Below are 18,187 nucleotides of genomic sequence, written 5' to 3' on the forward strand. Positions count from 1 at the left end.
GCCGGGATGCGAACAGGGCGCATCCCGCAGCTCGGCGGCAGCAGTTAGACGCCGGATCAGCGCCGCCCGACGCGATTGACGGGACCGCCGCGATTCATCGGTCTCCCCACCACCCCAACGCGGGGGGTTACGACCGCGCGCGCCACCGGCCGCGGCCGCAGCACGACCCCGGGCCTGACGATGCATCCGACGGGATATTCGACATATTGGCAGTACACCACAGCACTGGCCTTTTCGGTGCTTGCCGCAACGAAGCCGGCGACCAATCCAGCTGTCAGCAGTGCAGATATTCCAATCGAGAGTTCATCCCTGCGTCCTCCGTTATTGATTGCCGAATTTACCCGGTCGAGCGATCGGGGGGTTGACGCAGATCAATCCCCTTGGCGGGCGGTCGTCGCCTAATACTTCGACTTCGAAGGGATTGGCTCATGAAGCGAATAGCGATTGCAATTTCAGTTCTGTCGCTGATGGTGAGTTCTGCGGCACCGGCGCAGCAATACAAGATGGAAACTCCAATTCCGCCGGGCATCCCCTCCCGGATAAAGTCGAGACTCGCCTCGGCACGCTGAAGTTCTTTGACGGATTCCCCGACAAGGCCACCGTCGAAAAGCTTTACGACAATCTCGACTTCCAGCGCGCGGTGCAGGCCTACCTACTGGCACTTCCCGCGGTGAACATGGCCGGATTGCGTGAGGGACTGCTCCAGGTTGGGGCTGCCAACTCCACGATTCCGACCTTTGAGACGCTGATGGATGCCCGTTCGCTGTTTCTGACAGCCAACGCCAACGTTGCCTACACGTGGATATGGATCAACTTGCACGACGGCCCACTGGTGGCCGAGGTACCACCCATGGTGCTGGGTATGATCGACGACTTCTGGTTTCGCTATGTCACCGACATCGGAGTGGTCGGCCCCGACAAGGGCAAAGGAGGCAAGTATCTGCTGTTGCCGCCCGGCTACAAGGGAGAAGTGCCCGAGGGGTATCTCGTGGTCCGTGTTCCCACCTATGAATCAATTCTCGTCTGGCGCAATTTTTCCGTGAACGGGGACATGACCCCGGCCATCGAAAGCCTGAAGAAGCTCACGCGCATCTATCCCTTGTCGAAAGGGACCAATCCTCCGGCCAACACATTCGTCAATGTGTCGGGCCGAGCCTTCAACACGGTGGCACCGGCAGACGACAAGGTCTGGACGTTGCTCAATCAGGTCGTTCAGAGCGAGCCGATCGAGTCGCTCGACCCGGTTACGCTCGGCTACTTCGCTTCCATCGGTATCGAGAAGGGCAAGCCGTTCGCTCCCGATGCCCGCATGAAGAAGATTCTGACAGAGGCGGCCGCGGTCGGCGATGCTACGGTGCGCGCCCTGCTCTTCAGGAGCCGGATTCCGGAAGCGTTCTACTATCCGAACAGCACCTGGCGTCAGTGGCTTGGCGGCTACAATTTTGAATCGCAACCCGGCGTGCGCTTCCTCGATGCCGCGTCGTTCTTCTACTTCTATGCGACCGGCGTGACACCCGCGATGGAAGCAAAAATGGTCGGTCAGGGTTCTCAATACGCGGTGGGGCTGGTCGATTCCAAGAGCGCTGCTCTGGATGGCGGCAAAAACTACAGGCTGCATCTGCCCCCGAACATTCCAGCGAAAGAGTTCTGGTCAGTGATCCTGTACGACAACCAGACGCGCTCGATGCTCCAGACGGACCAGCGGTTCCCGATGGTGAGCAGCCAGGACAAGGCCATCCTGACCAACGCAGACGGTTCGGTGGACGTTTATTTCGGACCGAAGGCCCCGGCCGGTAAGGAGCACAATTGGGTGCAGACTGTTCCTGGCAAAGGCTGGAATACCCTTCTGCGTCTCTACGGCCCGCTCGAACCGTGGTTCGACAAGACCTGGAGGCCAGGAGAAATCGAGCTGCAGTAGAGATACGCGCGGGCATCGCCTCCGTGGCCAATCAATTGTCCGGAGCCGCCGCCCGGTTCGATATCCCGCCGTGATCCATCGCTCCTTGACTCGATAGGGCTGAGGCTGAAGATTGGTGTGGCTATCTTGATCGATGCTGGACGCCTGATCGCAAGACAGAAGGCAGCCGTTGGCACGCAAGCGTCACAGATCGGGCCGGGATTCACCGAGGGCCCTTGCCCAAGCGCCGTCACCGACTTCGCAGTCGCCGATGCGTGCTGGGCAGAGCGCCGCGCAGTTGCCGATGCGTCGCATCTGGATTGGGGTCGCGGCGGTCGCCGTCGTCGCTTTCGGTGCTGCCTTCCAGTTTCTCAATCATAGCAGTCCGGCCTCGCAGACCTACGCTCCCTCTGCCGCGGCCTATGTCGGCAGCGAAACCTGCGCGGGCTGCCACCAGGCCGAAGCGAAATTATGGGGCGCCTCGCAGCACAAGGCGGCGATGCAGCACGCCACCGACCAGACCGTGCTCGGCAATTTCAACGACGCGAGCTTCGACTATTACGGCGTGCGCTCCCGTTTCTTTCGCAAGGATGGCAAATTCCTGGTCGAGACCGACGGTGCCGATGGCAAGCTCGCCGTGTTCGAGCTGAAGTATACTTTTGGCGTCGATCCACTGCAGCAATACCTCGTCGAGTTTCCTGACGGGCGCATTCAGGCCTTGCCAATTGCATGGGACAGCCGGTCACACGACAAGGGTGGCCAGCGTTGGCTTCATCTCTCGCCCGATGAAGCCATCAAGCACGACGATATCCTGCACTGGACCAAACTGAACCAGAACTGGAATTTCATGTGCGCGGAGTGCCACTCCACCGGCCTGCGCAAGAACTACGATGCCGCGACCGACCGCTTTGCTACCACATGGGCGGACATCAGCGTCGGCTGCGAGGCCTGTCACGGCCAAGGCTCGAACCACACCAACTGGGCGCGCAAGCAACAAAGCTGGTGGCCGTTCGGCAAGCGCCAGGAGCCAGGCAAGGGATTGCTCGTGCGTTTCGACGAACGCCGGGGCGTCGCCTGGCCAATCGATCCCCAGACCGGAAACGCACGGCGCTCCGCGGCGCCGGCAATGCTGCGCAAGGAAGTCGAGACCTGCGGCTTATGTCACGCACGGCGGGCCGGCTTCCGCGAGGACTGGATACCCGGCGAATGGCTGTCGCAAACCCATGTGGTGGAGCCGCTCGCGCGCAACACCTATCATGCCGACGGGCAGATCCGTGACGTCGAGGAGCCGTATAATTATACGCCCTTCAAGCAAGGCAAAATGTTTGCGGCCGGCGTCACCTGCAGCGATTGCCACGAGCCGCACAGCGCCAAGCTTCGCCTGCAAGGCGAAGGCACCTGTCTGCAATGCCATGCGTCCGACAAATATGCCGATGTGAAACACAGCCACCACGCAGAGGCCGATCCGGCGCCGACCTGTATCTCGTGCCACATGCCGGCTCGGACCTACATGGTGGTCGATGTCAGGCACGATCACGCTTTCAGGGTGCCTCGGCCAGACCAGTCTGTCTCGCTCGGAACGCCGAACGCCTGCAACGACTGTCATCGCGACAAGGCTGCGCAATGGGCCGCGTCGGCGATCGAGCGGTGGTTCGGACCAGCCCGCAAGGGTTTCCAGACCTACGGACAGGCATTCCATGCCGCCCGCACCGGCCAGAGCGATGCCGCTGAACTGCTTTCGGTCCTGTCCGCGGATCGCCAGGCTCCGGCCGTGGCGCGGGCAAGTGCGCTCGGCGAACTTGCCTCGCGCGTGACGCCGGCGAACATCGCGGCGGCGCGCACCGCGCTCACCGATCCCGATCCGATGGTGCGGATCGGCGGCCTCGCCATGCTGGAAAACGTGGCGGCCAGCCAGATCTGGCCGCTGGCCTCGCCGCTGCTCGCAGATCCCGTACGTGGCGTTCGCATCAGGGCAGCCTCCCTGCTCGCGTCGGTCCCGACCGCAAGCCAGCCGTCGGGCGATCGCGCCAGCTTTGATCAGGCGGCCGGGGAATTCGTCACGGCGCAGCGCGCCAATGCCGAACGACCCGAGGCGCGCGCCGCGCTTGCAGATTTCCTCGCACGCCGCGGCCAGACCGGGGATGCGGAGATGGAGTACCGGGCCGCGCTCAGGCTGAGCCCGCAATATGCGACGGCGGCGATCAATCTGGCGGACCTCTATCGCCGCACCGGCCGCGAAAGCGACGGCGAAACGGTTCTCCGCGAAGCGATCGCGGCGTCGCCGGGTGATGCCGCCGCGCATCACGCACTCGGCTTGGCGCTGACCCGGCTGAAGCGGCCTGACGAGGCGCTCGCCGAGTTGCGGAGGGCAACCGAACTTGACCCCGATCAGCCACGCTACCTCTATGTCTACGCGGTGGCGTTGCATTCCCGTGGGCAAGCCGGTGAGGCCGTGAAGATGTTGAATACGGCGCTGGAACGTCATCCGGGCGACAGGGACGTCCTGTCAGCCCTGGTCTCGTTCAGCCGCGCGGCTGGCGATGCGAGGGCGGCGCTGGACTACGCTGAAAGGCTCGCGATCATCGTGCCGGACGACCGCAATCTGGCGGCGCTGATCGCTCAGATCAAACGGCAGATCGGCGCGCCAAGCGAGGCCACACGACCCAGGCATTAGCGCGTTGCCAGCACCACGGCCGCCAGCGTGAAGATCAACGCGGCGATCTGCCCCGGTCCCAGCGGCTCATGCAGCGCAATCGCCGAGGCGACCACGCCGATCACCGGCACCGCCATGGTGCCGATCGCGGCGACCGAGGCCGGCAGGCGGGCGAGCGCTGCGAACCAGCTGACATAGGCGATGCAGAACTGCACCACAGTTGAATAGACCAGCAGCCACCAGCCGGCCGGCGTCACCTTGTCCAGATGTGTGGTCTCGATCAGGAGGCCAATGATCGAGATCGGCAGGCAGCCGATCCCGATCTGCCAGGCCGCAGCCGTGATCGGCGGCAGATGGATCGGGTACTTCTTCGAGAACACCGTGCCCACCGCGAAACCGAGCGCGCCGGCGAGCGCCATGACGATGCCCGGCAGCTTCTCGACGCTGGCGGCGATGCCGTTGCCGCCCATGATCGAGGCAAGCCCCACGAAGGCCATCACCAGCCCCAGCGTGCGCAGCACGGTCGGCCGCTCGCCCAGCACCGGCCAGGCGATGATCGAGGCCCAGACCGGCATTGTGTAGGCGATCAGCGCCGCCTCGCTCGCGGGCAGCCAGAGCAGCGCCAGGCCCATCAGCACCATCCAGCCGGTGACGTTGAGCACGGCGGCGATTAGGAGGCGCGGCCAGATCGCGGGGTCCACCCTGAGGCTGTCGCGGCGGATGATCGCCAGCGCCGCCAGCAGCACCGCCCCGAGCACACCGGTCACCCCGCGCAGCGTCAGCGGCGGCAACTCGGAGAGCAGGAATTTGGTCACCGGCCAGTTGAAGCCCCAGCCGATCGAGGTGATGGCAAGGAACATCAGGCCGGCCGGGGCGATGCGCGGCCGCGCATCCCGGCGAGTCGAATCAAGCATGTGGGTGGTCCGGCAAATTCTGGGGTCAGCTTGGCCCGGATTCGCAGGCCAAACCACCACCACAGAGGGCATGCCTGCCCTCACCTTCCGTACCCCTACGTGAGTCCCGTCGTGGCAACCCCGTCGCTCAAAAATATACCTGCCCTGTGAACAGCGGGATGAAGCATCCGCAGCACTACCGAATGCAAATTTTTTCGGTTGGGAATCTCTGAGGACTCACTGATACTTGCCTCCACAACAGGCGCGGGCTTGCCCCCTGTTATCCCCCACAATCCACCATATTTAGTATTTGATTCAGGAACTCGCACTAGTTCTTGACGGGCGCAATGGAGAGTCCTAGTTTTCGATCCGTTCGGCGCGAGTGAGTTTGCGTCCCGCCGGCACTCCCCCAAAGGGTCTCGCAAATCTCATCTCCGCCAGCCGGCCGAAGGCTGCGGAATGAGGGCTTGTCTGCCCGCGATGAGCGGACTTTTCGGGCGCCAGAACGGGCCGGCAACAGGCTCGAATGGCACGGTAGACGTTGTGATGTTGTGGGGCGTTGAACGCATGTCACGCGCATCCCCTTGGGGGCGGATGGGTGTGGGCATGCCGGCCGATGAAAGGTGCACGCACCGACCCATCGCGCCGGGAGAAACTGGGCCGGAACCACCGGCTGAACTGCGAAGCCTTTGGGCCGGCATGGCCGCTGAAGGACTCGCGAACTGAAATATCGACCCGGTCGCCTTGCGGAGGCGCGCCGGTTAAAAATAAGGACGGGGCAATACGATGCGGATTGAGCGGCGCCACACCACTTCGGGACAGTCACCTTACGCGGGAATCGATTTCCGCCAGACCACGTCGGAGATCAGGAATCCCGACGGCTCGGTCGTGTTCAAGCTCGACGGCGTCGAGGTCCCGACCGCCTGGTCGCAGGTCGCCTCCGACGTGCTGGCCCAGAAGTACTTCCGCAAGGCCGGCGTTGCCGCGCGCCTGAAGAAGGTCGAGGAGGAATCCGTCCCCTCCTTCCTGTGGCGCTCCGTGCCCGACACCGAGGCGCTGGCCCTCCTGCCCGAGAAGGAGCGCTATGTCAGCGAGCTCTCGTCAAAGCAGGTGTTCGACCGCCTCGCCGGCTGCTGGACCTATTGGGGCTGGAAGGGCAAGTATTTCTCGACCGACGAGGACGCGCAGGCCTTCTACGACGAGCTCCGCTACATGCTCGCGATGCAGATGGTCGCGCCGAACTCGCCGCAATGGTTCAACACCGGCCTGCATTGGGCCTATGGCATCGACGGTCCCGGCCAGGGCCATTATTACGTCGACCCCTTCACCGGCAAGCTGACCCGCTCGAAATCGTCCTACGAGCACCCGCAGCCGCACGCCTGCTTCATCCAGGGCGTCGGTGACGACCTCGTCAACGAGGGCGGCATCATGGACCTCTGGGTCCGCGAAGCGCGCCTGTTCAAATACGGCTCCGGCACCGGCTCCAACTTCTCGCGGCTGCGCGGCGAAGGCGAAAGGCTCTCCGGCGGCGGCCGCTCGTCCGGCCTGATGAGCTTCCTCAAGATCGGCGACCGCGCCGCCGGCGCGATCAAGTCGGGCGGCACCACGCGACGTGCGGCCAAGATGGTCGTCGTCGACGTCGATCACCCCGACATCGAGACCTATATCGACTGGAAGGTGAAGGAGGAGCAGAAGGTTGCGGCCCTCGTCACCGGATCCAAGATCAACCAGAAGCACCTCAAGGCGGTGCTGAAGGCCTGCGTGAACTGCGAAGGCTCGGGCGACGATTGCTTCGACCCCGAGAAGAACCCGGCCCTGCGCCGCGAGATCAAGCTCGCGCGCCGCAGTCTCGTGCCTGACAATTACATCAAGCGCGTCATCCAGTTCGCCAAGCAGGGCTACAAGGACATCCAGTTCGACGTCTACGACACCGACTGGGACAGCGAAGCCTACCTCACGGTCTCAGGCCAGAACTCCAACAACTCGGTCTCGCTGAAGGACGATTTCCTGCGCGCGGTCGAGACCGACGGCGACTGGAATCTGGTCGGACGCACCACCAAGAAGATCACCAAGACCCTGAAGGCGCGCGACCTCTGGGAAAAAATCGGTTACGCCGCCTGGGCCTCGGCCGATCCGGGCCTGCACTTCAACACCACCATGAACGACTGGCACACCTGCAAGGCGTCCGGCGACATCCGCGCGTCCAATCCGTGCTCGGAATACATGTTCCTGGACGACACGGCGTGCAACCTCGCCTCCGCCAACCTGCTGACGTTCTACGACATCCCCACCAAGCGTTTCGACGTCGACAGCTACGAGCATCTCTGCCGGCTCTGGACCATCGTGCTCGAAATCTCGGTGATGATGGCGCAGTTTCCGTCGAAGGCGATCGCCGAGCTCTCCTACGAGTTCCGCACGCTCGGCCTCGGCTACGCCAACATCGGCGGCCTGCTGATGACCATGGGCCTGCCCTATGACAGCAAGGAAGGCCGCGCCATCGCCGGCGCGCTGACCGCCGTGATGACCGGCATCACCTACAAGACCTCCGCGGAGATGGCGGCCGAACTCGGCACCTTCCCCGGCTACAAGAAGAACGCCGCGCACATGCTGCGCGTGATCCGCAACCACCGCCGCGCCGCCCACGGCCAGTCCAATGGCTACGAGGCGCTCAGCGTCAATCCCGTGCCGATGGACCTCGTGTCCTGCCCGCAGACTGATCTCGTCACCCACGCGCAGGCAGCCTGGGATGCGGCGCTCGAACTCGGCGAGAAGCACGGCTATCGCAACGCCCAGACCACGGTGATCGCGCCCACGGGCACGATCGGCCTCGTGATGGATTGCGACACCACCGGCATCGAGCCCGACTTCGCGCTGGTGAAGTTCAAGAAGCTCGCCGGCGGCGGCTACTTCAAGATCATCAACCGCGCGGTCCCCGCAGCGCTGCGCGCGCTCGGCTATCGCGAAGCTGATATCGCGGAGATCGAAGCCTACGCCGTCGGCCACGGCTCGCTCTCCAACGCGCCCGGCATCAACGCCTCGACGCTGAAGTCCAAGGGCTTCACCGATGAAGCCATCGCCAAGGTCGAAAAGGCGCTTCCGACCGCCTTCGACATCAAGTTCGCCTTCAACAAATGGACCTTCGGCGAAGACTTCATCCGCGACCAGCTCGGCATCGGTGCCGAGGCGATCGCGGCCCCCGGCTTCGACCTGCTTCAGGCCGTCGGCTTCACCAAGCGCGAGATCGAGGCGGCCAACGTCCACATCTGCGGCGCGATGACGGTGGAAGGTGCCCCGCACCTCAAGGCCGAGCACTATCCGGTGTTCGACTGCGCCAACCCCTGCGGCAAGGTCGGCAAGCGCTATCTGTCGGTCGAGAGCCACATCCGCATGATGTCGGCGGCGCAGCCCTTCATCTCGGGTGCGATCTCCAAGACCATCAACATGCCCAACGACGCCACGGTGGAGGACTGCAAGTCCGCCTACATGCTGTCGTGGAAGCTGGCGCTGAAGGCCAACGCGCTCTATCGCGACGGCTCGAAGCTCAGCCAGCCGCTCAACTCGCAGCTCATCGCCGACGATGAGGACGAGGACGATGCGGTCGAGAGCCTCTACGAGAAGCCGATGGCGGCGCGTGCCGCCCAGGTCTCGGAGAAGATCGTCGAGAAGCTGGTCGAGCGCATCATCGTGATGCGCGAGCGCGAGAAGATGCCGGATCGCCGCAAGGGCTACACCCAGAAGGCGGTCGTCGGCGGCCACAAGGTCTATCTCCGTACCGGCGAATATGACGACGGCCGTCTCGGCGAGATCTTCATCGACATGCACAAGGAAGGCGCCGCGCTCCGCTCCTTCATCAACAACTTCGCCATCGCGGTGTCGCTCGGCCTGCAATACGGCGTGCCGCTCGAAGAGTATGTCGACGCCTTCACCTTCACCCGCTTCGAGCCGGCGGGCCCCGTGCAGGGCAACGACAGCATCAAGTACGCGACCTCGATCCTCGACTACGTCTTCCGCGAGCTCGCGGTGAGCTACATGTCGCGCTTCGATCTCGCCCATGTCGATCCGACCGAGTCGAACTTCGACGCGCTCGGCAAGGGCGTCGAGGAAGGCAAGGAGCCGGAGGATCAGAACCACCAGGCGACCAGGCTGGTGTCGCGTGGCCTCACCCGCTCCCGCACCGACAATCTGTTCGTGATGCGCGGCGGCTCCGCTGCGGTGGTCTCGGGCAACGACAGCGCCCCGACCGGCGGCTCCAAGGTCACCGCCCTCGCCGGCCACGGCGCGAGCGCCCGGGTCGGCGACGTCCTGGAAGGCGCCGTCGCGCTGAAGCAGGAAGTGCAGCACGACCTCTCGCCGACGGAGAAGCTGGAGGCGCTGCAATGGAGCAAGTCCGGCAGCGCCGCCCAGACTGCGGTGCCCAGCAAGGCCGAGCGCCGCGCGGAAGCCAAGGCCAAGGGCTACGAGGGCGAGATGTGCTCGGAGTGCGGCAACTTCACGCTGGTGCGGAATGGCACGTGCATGAAGTGCGATACTTGCGGCTCGACGACGGGGTGTTCGTGAGGGGTTAACGTACGCGGATAGCTTGGTCCTGGGCTTGGAGCCCGGGTCGCCGAAAAACAAGGGGGTGGCGCACGCCATCCCCTTTTTGCTTGTTTGATAACAATTAGGCTTGTGACAACTTTCGCGTGCAATCGATTAACCTTCGAAAGCCAACAGGACCAATAATGTTCAAGTCCATTCGATTTCGCAATTTCAAGTCCTTGAGGGACTATACCGTCCAGTTGCGGACAATGAATGTATTGGTAGGCCCGAATAACGCGGGAAAATCGACAATTCTAGATGCATTCCGGGCCATGGCAGCAGCTCACCGCTATGCTTCACGTCGAGTTCAATCCCCGATTTCAGTTAATGGGAATACTGTCTCGGGCTACGAGATTCCAACGACAAACTTTCCTATATCGTTGGCCAATATTCATTCTGACTATCAGACTAATGTGGAAACCTCGGTAACTTTTTCGCTCGAGAACGGCAACAAGCTGCAACTTAGCTTCTACGACAATGCCCGTTGCATAATGACTGTTGTGGAAGCGAAACAGCGAACGACAACGACAGCACAATTTCGAAAGAATTTTCCAGTCGCAATCTACCCTTTTCCGACCTTAGGTCCTCTGGAGGAAGAAGAGCTTCTGCTAACTGACGACTACGTTCGCCAGTCTGAGGATACACGAAGATCGCACAGGGTGTTTCGCAACGTTTGGCATCGACGACGAGACCAATTCTCAGCATTTGAGGCGCTCGTCGCAAATACATGGGAAGGGATGACAATATCTCAGCCTGAACTCGATCCGACCTATCCGCCTCGCCTATCGATGTTCTGTAAAGAAGGACGCATAGACCGAGAGGTTCATTGGGCCGGGTTCGGCTTCCAGGTTTGGCTCCAAATACTAACGCACTTGACGGGTTCCGCCGCCGATAACGTTCTTATAGTCGACGAACCCGAAATTTATCTGCATCCAGACCTCCAACGAAGACTGTTCCAGTTGCTTAAGAATGCCAACAAACAAGTTATCTTGGCGACACACTCAGCCGAAATTGTGAACGAGGCAGATCATGACGATGTTGTGCTCATCAATCGGGCCAAGAAAACGGCATTGCGAGTGAGCGACGCTGATAGTCTCCAGGAAGCCTTGAACAGCATTGGATCTGCACAAAACATTCACTTGGCTAGACTGACGAAGGGGCGCCGCATCCTCTTCTTAGAAGGCAACGACTACCGCCTGCTTCGGCGCTACGCGTCACAGTTCAACTTTGACTCGATCGCCGACGACGTTGTCATAACGGTGGTTCCAATAGGGGGCTTTAGTCAAAACAAACGAATTCAAGACACGGCGTGGGCCTTTGAGAAAATTTTAAAGGCGAACATCTCGATAGCCGCGGTGTTGGACCGAGACTTTCGCTGCGGCGACGAAATAGCGGAGCTTCTAAAGGACGGCAGAGCGACGGTACCGCACTTTCACATACTGGGCTCAAAAGAGATCGAGAACTATCTACTCGTGCCTTCCGCGATTGCAAAGGCAGCTCAACAGAAGCTCAAAGAACGCAAATCGTCCGCTGCCCTATCAGTGAGCGACGTCTGCCAAATGCTTGAGAGCATCATGGCTGACCAGAAGGCTGACGTACTGGGCCAATATATTTCAAATCGTGTAAGGTACTTTGGGACACGGAGCGCGAAGGACGCTTCCACAGTCGTCAAAGAGGCTCTCGAACTCTTCGAGCAAGAATGGAAAGAGCCTCTTCGAAGGACAGCCATATCCTCAGGAAAGAAGGCTTTCGCCGCGCTAAATGGGCAGCTTCAGGAAAAGCTGGGTATTTCGATCACGTCAAACCAAGTTATCAAATATTTGGAGCAAAGCGACGCAGGCGATTTGGTGGATGTTCTTCGTGATCTAAATGAATTTGCAAGGATAATGCCACCCTTAGCAACGGGTTTCACTTAAGCGGCGTACAACTGGACCAAGCAATAGCTAGCCGCGCTGACTCAGGGGTACGGTGACAGCAGCCGTTTGATGGGTTGAACTCTTGCGAAACCCATCTTTTCCACCAAGACTGTTGATGGGTTTCGCAAGAGCTCAACCTATTCTACGAGCCGAATTGCCTTTGCGGTCGAGCCCATCCCCCTTAAAGTCATGACCTTGCCGGCATGAGTTCCAACGGCCCCGGTAGAAGCGGAGTCGAGTTATGCCCAAACCGGAAAGCTTCCCGATCGAGAAGATCTTCGTTCCCACGAAGCTGAAGAAGACCCTCAAGCCCGAGAGCGTCGCGGAGATCGCGGAAAGCATGCTGGACATCGGGCAACAGACCCCTATTTCCCTGCGGCTCGACGGAGACCGCCTCGTTCTGGTCGAGGGACTGCATCGGTTGGAGGCCTGCAAGGCGCTCGGCGAGACGACCATTCTCGGCGTCCTGGTTCCGACCGAGCTTGCTCAACACAAGCCGCTGCTCGCCGAGCGACCCGAAGTCGAGGCAGAGCGCATCAAGATGGCGCGATTGAAACAGTTGCGCCTCGAGAAGGAAGCCGCGGAGGCATCGACGGCGGCCTCGAGAGGCAACGCAACGCAAGCGCCGCGCGCAGGTTCGACGAAAGGCCTGCGCGATAATCCGAAGGCATCCCCCGTCCGGATGGTGAAAGCGAAACCGAAATCATTGTCGGACTGGATCACGCAGCAGAAGGGCACCGGCAGCCGCTATTGATGGCGGGCTTCGGTTGAGGCCGTCATTCCGGGGCGCGCCCGCTTGGGCGCGAGCCCGGAATCCATCAAGCGACACGACGCGTGGCGCAATGGATTCCGGGCTCGCGCTTCGCGCGCCCCGGAATGACGGTGAGGTCTGCTGCGCGCTACCTTGCGTGTCTGCCAGCGCATGACGGCCGCAATCCCTGCGATCGCGGCCGTCTTGCCGTCACCTATCAACCCGATCGTCTCACGCCGCCTTCGCCTGCTCCGGCGAGGCGGTCTCCATCGCGCGCATGTAGAGGTCGAGCAGGCTTTCGCGCTCGTCGCGCTCGTTCTTGTCTTCCTTGCGCAGCTTGATGATCTCCTTGAGAATCTTCACGTCGAAACCATCGCCCTTGGCTTCCGCGAAAACTTCCTTCTTCTGTTCGCTCAACTCCTGCATTTCGCTGTCGAGGTTCTCGATCCGCTCGACGAACGAACGGATCTTGCCGCCGGGAATGGTGATGTCGGACATGGTGCCTCTTTGCTGACTGAGGTCGTGAAAATGACCGCAAAGAAATGACCAATGTGTTAACCTCACAGGCCGCGCATTGCCCGCTGAAACGCCGAGGGAGCCGTTCCATGGCCGAGCTTCGCTTCGATGACGGTGCCGCCTATGAGCAAATGATGGGAGTCTGGAGCCGTTCGGTCGGCGTGGTCTTTCTCGACTGGCTCAAGCCGGCGCAAGGGCTGCGCTGGATCGATGTCGGCTGCGGCAGCGGCGCCTTCACCGAGCTCATCGTTGCGCGCTGCGCCCCCAGCGACGTGCAGGGCATCGATCCGTCCGAGGGCCAGCTCGCCTTTGCCCGCACGCGTGCCGGCGCGCGCGGCGCTGCGTTTCAAACCGGCGACGCCATGGCGCTGCCGTTTCCGACGGCGAGTTTCGATGTCGCGGTGATGGCATTGGTTCTCGTGTTCGTGCCGGACCCATCGAAAGGTGTCGCGGAATTGGCGCGGGTCGTTCGTCCCGGCGGCCTGGTCGCGACCTACATGTGGGACATGCTGGGCGGCGGCTTTCCGCTCGATCCGATCCTCGACGAGATGCGCGCGATGGGGCTGTCGCCCACGCGTCCGGGGCATATGGAAGTGTCCACCCTTGCGGCGCTTCAGGCCTTTTGGAGCGCGGCCGGGTTGCAGCAGATCGCCACCCGCGAGATCACCGTGCAGCGGACCTTTGCCGATTTCAACGAGTTCTGGAACGTGGAGACGAAAGCCCCCTCCATCGCGCCGGTGATCGCAGCCATGCCGGCGGCCGACCTCACCGCGCTCATGCAGCGCGTGAGGGCGCGTCTCCCCGCTGCCACAGACGGCCGCATCACCTACAACGCCCGCGCGCACGCGATCAGCGGACGCAAGCCGGGCTGAAGATGTGGCGAAGACCGTCGCCGCAATTCCGAGATCAGCAACGCGGCAAGATCTGAAGCTCCATCAGCGCCATGCGCTGCAGGATAACGGGGTCTCGCTCGCCCTCCTTCGCGGTGCGAAGGATCGTTTCCGCGATGGCCTTGATATGCGCGGAGCTGACCGGGGCTGGCAATGACGCAACCGCCGTGTCCAGCGCGGCTTTCATGACGTCGATCGTTTCAGGCGAAAATGATGCGTTCGAAAAGTCTAACATGCCTGCACCGATCCGGAGGTAAGCACGAGCGCCCTCGTCTCCCGCGCCTCACCGGCGCCTGATGCCGCTGCGTGAGCATGGGTCACCAGCGCCGACCCCAGCTCCCGCGCCAGTTGCTTCCCCATCCACCGCCACCGCGGACCAGCCGGACGACGAGGAGCAGCAGGACTGCGCCTATGGTGGCGTTGACGATCGCGCTGATGGTGCCGCTGCCAAGATGCACGCCGAGCTGAGGCAACAACCAGCTGCCGACAAACGCGCCGAGAATTCCGATGATGATATCACCGACGAGCCCAAAACCGGTCCCGCGGACGATCTGGCCCGCCAACCAGCCGGCGACGAGACCAACAAACAAGATAACCAAAAGGCTTTCGCCGGACATGTTCATTCTGTGACCTCGATCGCTTGGTTCGAATGGCTGCGGATCGGCGCATTCTGGTCGGCCAGGATCGTCAGATGTTGCGGCAATTTGGTCGAGCTCGCCGAGCTTGATCCGCTTAGGGCACAATAGCTGCAATGACCAAGAGTTCCCCCTCGATACAACTTATATTTGAAATCGTTCGATCGTTTCCAAGCTGCACCGGAAACAAGACTCCGCTCGCCGTGCATTTCGTAGTCTTTTTGGTATCGCGACCCCTGGCGTAACTAAACCAGAAATAGAAACGGAACTTCGGCCGGTCCAGGCCTTTCGGGCCCCATGGCTGACCTTCGTGTCCGCGCACCCACGAAATCATCTATATCATCGAGGGTTAATCCGAGAGATCACGCGCAAACCGACGGGCGGCTTAACAGCGCCCCTTCGTCGTTTGGTCCCGATGCGATCTGTAGGGCAAACGCATATGACAGCTTTCCCTGCGGCCATCCTTCGAGACGCCCGCCGTAAGCGGGCTCCTCAGGATGAGGACGGAGTGCGCGGCAGCTGTTTCAACGGGCACCGGCGCCGATCAGCCTCATCCTGAGGAGGCGCGCAAGCGCCGTCTCGAAGGAAGAGGCGCGCGCTCGGACGGCTCTCAAGAGCCATAGGCGATAGCCCCGATGCGATCTGCACGAACACCAGGCCTGAACGCACAAAGGATGACGCGTCGTTCGCCGCGTTCGCGCCAGCAACGGCCGTCTTCGTTACAGACCATGCGAACCCCTACAGATTTTCGCTCCCTACCACCAATACGGCCAGCGCCATCCCTCGTAGCGCACATAGGACGGCACCAGCGGCGGGCCGTAGGGATCGACCTTGTCGTCCTCGGGGCGATAGCGATAGCGCGGAACGACGTTGTAATCCCACGGCGTCGGCCTCAGCACGGGCGCCGTGACGATGAGGCGCTCCTGGGGTGCGCGAACGACGACGGCTTTCCGCGTCCGGGCTTCAGCGCCCGATGTTGCGAGGCTGCTCAGCACCAGGGCGGTTCCGAGCGCGCAGGCGGCGGCGATTTTTGTCATGCATGGGTCTCCTTCGCGGCAAGAGTGCAAAAGGACTCGGAACAAGGCAAGCAAATTTCGCGCGATCTTTTCTGCGGCCATCCTTCGAGACGCCCGCTCTGGCGGGCTCCTCAGGATGAGGGCGGAGTGCGCGGCGAGAGCTTCAACGGGCACGGATGTCGCTCAGCCTCATCCTGAGGAGGCGCGTCAGCGCCGTCTCGAAGGACGAGGCGCGCGCTCCGGCGCTTCAGCCGCAGCCGTGGGATCAACCGTCGCGCTCGCCGTTCAGCAGCGCGAGCGCGCGCGGCACCTGGGCGCGGTCCTCGACCAGCACATATTCCTGCCGCTGCAGGCTGGCGCCGCTCGCGACCACGATCGATCGCTTCGGGCACAGGCCGAAGCATCCGGTCATGACCAGCTTGGCCGGCTTGAGGCCATCAGGCCTCCGCGCCTTCAATTCGGATTTGAGCGCGCGACCGACATCGCGGCCCTCGTCGCTGCGCTTGAGACATTTGCGGCAGACCAGCACCGGCGCCGCGCGCTTGGGACGTACGAGCATCGGACTTGCGGATTTCGAGCGCTTTTCGGGCATGGAGAACCTGCATGAGACATCAGCTCATATAGGGATGGAACCGCGATCTCGCCGCTGCGCCAGACAAGTTGGTCCCGGCGCTCGCGCCCTATTCCCGCGCCCGGCGCAGCGCCTCCTGAAGCTTGATCCGCTGCTTGTCCCAGCGGTCCTGTTCCGCTTCCGCGCGCTCGTCCAGTGCGGCGCGCTCGGCTTCGATCGCCTCCGCCCTGGAATCGTGTTCCCGTCGTGCCTTGTCCAGCGCGGCCTCGGCGGCAGCGACCGCCTTGTCGCGGCGTGCGCGGTCCCTGGCGCGGGCGGCCTCCTCCTTGGCGCGCGCGGCCTCGCGCCGCCGCTCCTCCTTCTCGAACGCGGCTGCGGCCTTGCGGGCTGCCTGTTCGTCGCTCTTGCCGGATGATTTCCTTGCGGCCTTGGCGGGACGCTTCGCCGATCGCGTCTCGCGCTTCGGTTGCTTCTTGGGATGTTTCTTGCGCTTGCTGCCGGGCTCGGCGTCGTCATCGCCGAGATCGGTCGGCAGTTCGGCGCTTTCGCTGAACGCACCGTCCGAGCCGACCGGGCGCCTGAGCACGACGCCCGGCTTCGCCATGGTCGCCGCGACGACATCGGGATCGTCAGTCTCCTTCGCCGCGCCCTGATGGAACAGGTTGGAGCTGGCGCCCCAGGCCTCGAGCGCCGCCTTCATCGAGGGTGCGGCGATGGCCTGGTCATAGAAGCCGAGCGAGGTCTGGTAGGTCTTGAGTTTTCGTTTCGGCTTTGCCGGCATGTCGTCCCGATTGTGATTTCGCTGTCTGTTAGCGATCGTAGCCCGGATGAGCGAAGCGATATCCGGGGACTTATCCTGCGAGGTATATCCCGGATGTCGCTTCGCTCATCCGGGCTACGAACTACGAACTTCCAATCAGCGCATCGTATCCCTTCTCGCTGAACGCCAGCAGACAAAACCCGTGCCCGAACGGATCGGCCAGCATCGCGATCCGCCCATAGGGCGCATCGCGCGCCGGCGCCTCCAGGATCGCGCCGGCGCCGAGCGCGCGCGCGACCGCGGCGTCGACATCCTCGACGACGACGTCGATATGCATCGGCGTCCAGTGCCGCTCGTAGCGGCGGCGGTCGCCGCCGGCACCGATCGTGCCGGCCTGCTTGGTCAGGAGATAGACCGGCGCGGGCCAGCCGAGCAGTTCGACGAAATCAGTGCCGAAGCGGCGGCCGACGCTGAGGCCGAAGGCGGCGGTGTAGAAGCGCGTGGCCTGCGCCACGTCGGGGACGTCGATGTTGAGCAGGAAGGTCATGGCGGGCTCGTCGCGGGTTGCGCGGCGAGCGTAGCCCGGATGGAGCGCAGCGCAATCCGGTGTTTTGCCCGACGCCGCAAGTCATCATTCGGCGTTACCGAAATATACGAGCCTTATCAAAGACATCTCTACTGTGCATGGGGTTGTTTTCGCAAAAATCGCTTTCGGCGGCCTCACTTGTCTCGAAGGCTCAGGATGTAGGCCGACAGCGCGTCGGCCTGCTGCGGCGAGATCACGAGGTTCGGCATGTTCCGGTGGCTGGTCCGCCAGAACACCCTGAGCGACAGCGCGGTGGTGCCGCTGCGGTCGGCGATGGCCTGGAAGCTCGGGGCCTCGTCGAAGAATCCGGCCGTGTGCGCATCGACGGCGTGACAGGTCTGGCACCACGCCTCTGCCAGACGATGCCCCTCGGCCACGGCGCGCGGGCCGGACCGCGGCTCCCCCGCGGCGGTGTGAACGACGCCCAGCAGAAACAGCACCGACAACGCGATCAGAACGATCAAGCCGAGATAGATTCGAACGCTGTGCGACATCGCCATTCCCCGCTGTTGGTTCGAGGGCATG

General features: G+C 62.5%; 16 protein-coding genes. 6 read left to right on the forward strand and 10 right to left on the reverse strand.

Annotation, left to right across the window (positions count from 1 at the left end):
- Positions 1 to 56: 56 nt before the first annotated feature.
- On the reverse strand, positions 57 to 290 hold the full coding sequence (locus tag IVB24_RS23570) for a hypothetical protein (protein ID WP_247774157.1): 234 nt from the start codon (positions 288 to 290) through the stop codon (positions 57 to 59).
- Between the two features lie 71 nt (positions 291 to 361).
- Here IVB24_RS23570 and IVB24_RS23575 point away from each other — a divergent pair, with 71 nt between their 5' ends.
- Together IVB24_RS23575 and IVB24_RS23580 are read left to right on the forward strand one after the other, a co-directional pair.
- Entirely contained in the window at positions 362 to 1,918 is a 1,557-nt protein-coding gene (locus IVB24_RS23575; protein WP_247769222.1) for a DUF1254 domain-containing protein, read from the forward strand.
- 283 nt (positions 1,919 to 2,201) lie between these two features.
- Positions 2,202 to 4,571, forward strand: coding sequence for a tetratricopeptide repeat protein (locus tag IVB24_RS23580; protein ID WP_247769223.1), 2,370 nt, complete (start codon positions 2,202 to 2,204; stop codon positions 4,569 to 4,571).
- On the opposite strand, the gene IVB24_RS23585 is transcribed toward IVB24_RS23580, so the two are convergent.
- Positions 4,568 to 5,464, reverse strand: a complete 897-nt coding sequence (locus tag IVB24_RS23585; RefSeq protein ID WP_247769224.1) for a DMT family transporter — start codon at positions 5,462 to 5,464, stop codon at positions 4,568 to 4,570. The genes IVB24_RS23580 and IVB24_RS23585 overlap by 4 nt on opposite strands.
- 765 nt (positions 5,465 to 6,229) lie before the next feature.
- Here IVB24_RS23585 and IVB24_RS23590 point away from each other — a divergent pair.
- The 3 genes from IVB24_RS23590 (at position 6,230) to IVB24_RS23600 (ending at position 12,691) form a co-directional block, all read left to right on the forward strand.
- Positions 6,230 to 10,000 carry a vitamin B12-dependent ribonucleotide reductase gene (locus IVB24_RS23590; protein ID WP_247769225.1) on the forward strand — a complete coding sequence of 1,257 codons (3,771 nt, stop codon included), beginning with the start codon at positions 6,230 to 6,232 and terminating at the stop codon, positions 9,998 to 10,000.
- Positions 10,001 to 10,164: 164 nt separating this feature from the next.
- Positions 10,165 to 11,937 (forward strand): ATP-binding protein, encoded by a 1,773-nt coding sequence (locus IVB24_RS23595; RefSeq protein WP_247769226.1) that lies wholly within the window; start codon positions 10,165 to 10,167, stop codon positions 11,935 to 11,937.
- Positions 11,938 to 12,178: 241 nt separating this feature from the next.
- Positions 12,179 to 12,691, forward strand: coding sequence for a ParB N-terminal domain-containing protein (locus IVB24_RS23600; protein ID WP_247769227.1), 513 nt, complete (start codon positions 12,179 to 12,181; stop codon positions 12,689 to 12,691).
- A gap of 228 nt (positions 12,692 to 12,919) precedes the next feature.
- On the opposite strand, the gene IVB24_RS23605 is transcribed toward IVB24_RS23600, so the two are convergent.
- The gene (locus IVB24_RS23605; protein ID WP_246927820.1) at positions 12,920 to 13,186 is read right to left on the reverse strand and encodes a DUF2312 domain-containing protein; all 267 of its coding nucleotides are present in this window, start codon (positions 13,184 to 13,186) and stop codon (positions 12,920 to 12,922) included.
- 107 nt (positions 13,187 to 13,293) lie between these two features.
- Here IVB24_RS23605 and IVB24_RS23610 point away from each other — a divergent pair, with 107 nt between their 5' ends.
- Positions 13,294 to 14,076, forward strand: coding sequence for a class I SAM-dependent methyltransferase (locus IVB24_RS23610; RefSeq protein ID WP_276578212.1), 783 nt, complete (start codon positions 13,294 to 13,296; stop codon positions 14,074 to 14,076).
- A 34-nt stretch (positions 14,077 to 14,110) separates the two neighbouring features.
- Here IVB24_RS23610 and IVB24_RS23615 read toward each other — a convergent pair whose 3' ends face one another.
- The 7 genes from IVB24_RS23615 to IVB24_RS23645 all read right to left on the reverse strand — a co-directional run bounded on the left by IVB24_RS23615 (position 14,111) and on the right by IVB24_RS23645 (position 18,156).
- Complete coding sequence (locus IVB24_RS23615) at positions 14,111 to 14,329, reverse strand: hypothetical protein (RefSeq protein WP_166474966.1); 219 nt, start codon at positions 14,327 to 14,329, stop codon at positions 14,111 to 14,113.
- 82 nt (positions 14,330 to 14,411) lie between these two features.
- Entirely contained in the window at positions 14,412 to 14,717 is a 306-nt protein-coding gene (locus IVB24_RS23620) for a GlsB/YeaQ/YmgE family stress response membrane protein (RefSeq protein WP_094974392.1), read from the reverse strand.
- Positions 14,718 to 15,484: 767 nt separating this feature from the next.
- Positions 15,485 to 15,766 carry a hypothetical protein gene (locus IVB24_RS23625; RefSeq protein ID WP_094974393.1) on the reverse strand — a complete coding sequence of 94 codons (282 nt, stop codon included), beginning with the start codon at positions 15,764 to 15,766 and terminating at the stop codon, positions 15,485 to 15,487.
- A gap of 244 nt (positions 15,767 to 16,010) precedes the next feature.
- Complete coding sequence (locus IVB24_RS23630; RefSeq protein WP_247769228.1) at positions 16,011 to 16,337, reverse strand: hypothetical protein; 327 nt, start codon at positions 16,335 to 16,337, stop codon at positions 16,011 to 16,013.
- 88 nt (positions 16,338 to 16,425) lie between these two features.
- Positions 16,426 to 17,097 (reverse strand): cell envelope biogenesis protein TolA, encoded by a 672-nt coding sequence (locus tag IVB24_RS23635; RefSeq protein ID WP_247769229.1) that lies wholly within the window; start codon positions 17,095 to 17,097, stop codon positions 16,426 to 16,428.
- Positions 17,098 to 17,218: 121 nt separating this feature from the next.
- Positions 17,219 to 17,623, reverse strand: a complete 405-nt coding sequence (locus tag IVB24_RS23640; RefSeq protein WP_247769230.1) for a VOC family protein — start codon at positions 17,621 to 17,623, stop codon at positions 17,219 to 17,221.
- A 173-nt stretch (positions 17,624 to 17,796) separates the two neighbouring features.
- Positions 17,797 to 18,156 carry a cytochrome c gene (locus IVB24_RS23645; RefSeq protein WP_247769231.1) on the reverse strand — a complete coding sequence of 120 codons (360 nt, stop codon included), beginning with the start codon at positions 18,154 to 18,156 and terminating at the stop codon, positions 17,797 to 17,799.
- Positions 18,157 to 18,187: the final 31 nt, after the last annotated feature.

Source organism: Bradyrhizobium sp. 192 (assembly GCF_023100965.1).
Classification (GTDB): Bacteria; Pseudomonadota; Alphaproteobacteria; order Rhizobiales; family Xanthobacteraceae; genus Bradyrhizobium; species Bradyrhizobium symbiodeficiens.